This window comes from Protofrankia sp. CiP1_Cm_nod4, assembly GCF_982290645.1.
In genome coordinates this window covers 61,751-63,622 of sequence record NZ_CEVIVC010000015.1, presented here as the reverse complement: position 1 = coordinate 63,622, position 1,872 = coordinate 61,751, and the positions used below count along the sequence as shown (strand labels likewise).

The 1,872-nt window shown below is 76.1% G+C and carries 1 protein-coding gene; it reads left to right on the top strand.

Features of this window, described 5'->3' with window-relative positions; all coding sequences use genetic code 11:
* Positions 1-22 precede the first annotated feature (22 nt).
* Positions 23-1,872 (top strand): IucA/IucC family protein (locus tag AC5LSR_RS05340; RefSeq protein WP_493468219.1); only part of this gene is annotated, 1,850 nt, incomplete at its 3' end.

Genomic DNA, 1,872 nt, shown 5'->3' with positions numbered 1-1,872 from the left:
CAGCAGCGTCTCGGTGACCCTGATGTCCGCGGCGGCCGCCGCGGACATCAGGGTCACCGAGACGCTGCTGCGCTGCTGGGTCCGGGAGAACGGGATCGCAGTGGACCGCCACGGCGGCCCGCTGCGGATCGGCCTGCCCGCCTCCGGCCTGGCCCTGGAGGTGCCCGTCCACTATCGCTCACCCTGCGGCTGGCACCGCTTCGGCCCGCCGGTCATCAGCGGCCCAGCCCCGGAAGGCCCGAGCCGGGAGGCTCCGGTCGCGGGCGGCCCGGCCCCGGGAGGCCCGGTCGCGGGCGGCCCGGCCCCGGGAGGCCAGGTCGCGGGAGGCCCGGCCCCGGGAGGCCCGGTCGCGGGAGGCCAGCCGGTGGACGCCGGGCTGCTGGCTGCCCTGCTCGTCCGCGAGATCGCCAGCCGGCAGGGGCTGCCGGCGTCGGCGGGCGCGGACTGCCTCGGCCGCGTCATCGACTCGCTGCGGCGGATCGCCGTGCACATCGAAGCCCGCGCCACCACCCACCGCGCACCGGCTACGCCGGGCACGCCGACAGCACCGCCCGGACCAGCCGCGCCCTCTGGCCCGGCCGTCCTACCGGCTGTGCCGCTTACACCAGCCGCAGCGGCCGCAGCGGCCGAAGCGGCCATGCCGTTCGGGGCGGGCGCGTCTGCCGTGGCGGACAGAGCGGGCGACGCGGCGGGCCTGCCGCTGTTCCTCGTCGCCGAACAGGCGCTGATAACCGGGCATCCGTTCCATCCGACAGCGAAGAGCCGCGAAGGCGCCTCGCCGGAGGAACTGGCTACATACTCTCCAGAGCTACATGGCTCCTTCGCGCTGCACTGGTTCGCCGCCCACCCGTCGGTGGCGGCCTCGGGCGGGACGATCGCCGGCCGCGGCCCGGCGGAACTCCTGCGCCGCCTGCTGCCCGACCGCGACCTGCCCGCCGCCCCCGCCGGCCACCTCCTCCTGCCGGCACACCCCTGGCAGGCCCGCCATCTGCGTGCCCGGCCGGACGTCACCGCCATGATCGCCGATGGCCTGCTGGTGGACCTCGGCCCGGCCGGGCCACCGTGGTATCCGACGGCGTCGCTGCGCACCGTGTGGCGGCCGGATGCGCCAGTCATGATCAAACTTTCCCTGGGGATGCGGATCACCAACTCCCGCCGGGTCAACCTGCGTGGCGAACTGGAGCTGAGCGCCCAGGTCAGCGCACTGCTCGACGCGGGCCCGCGGGACTGGCTGGCCAGCGCCCATCCCGGCTTCCACCTGCTCGAGGATCCGGCGTGGGTCGGTCTCAACCCGCCGGGCGCGGGAAGCCCGGCCCCGGGGGCCGCGGGCGCGCCCGGCCCGGGGCTGGACAGCGCGATCCGGGTGAACCCGTTCGGCGCGGACGACCGGGTGGTCTGCGTGGCCGGGCTGGTCGCCGACCGCCCGGACCGGGCCGTGCGCACCGGCCCGGCCAACCCCGCCGACCCCGGCCCGTCCATGCTCGCCAGGATCATCGACGGGCTGGCGGCGCGGGCCGGGCGGCCCGCCGCCGAGATCGCCGCCGACTGGTTCGCCCGTTACCTGCGCGTCGTCGCCGCGCCGGCGCTCGACCTGTACGCGCGCCACGGGGTCGGCCTGGAGGCGCACCAGCAGAACTGCCTGGTCACCTTGGACGACCACGGCTGGCCCACGGCCGGCTGGTACCGCGACAGCCAGGGCTACTATGTCGCCGCGTCCCACGCGGACGCCGCCCGCCGGGCCGTGCCCGGGTTCGGCGACGGGCTCGCCGCGATCTTCGACAACGCTCTCGTGGACGAACGGGTGCTCTACTACCTTATGATCAACAACGTGTTCGGGCTGGCTGGCGCCCTGGGTGCCGCCAACCGGGCGGA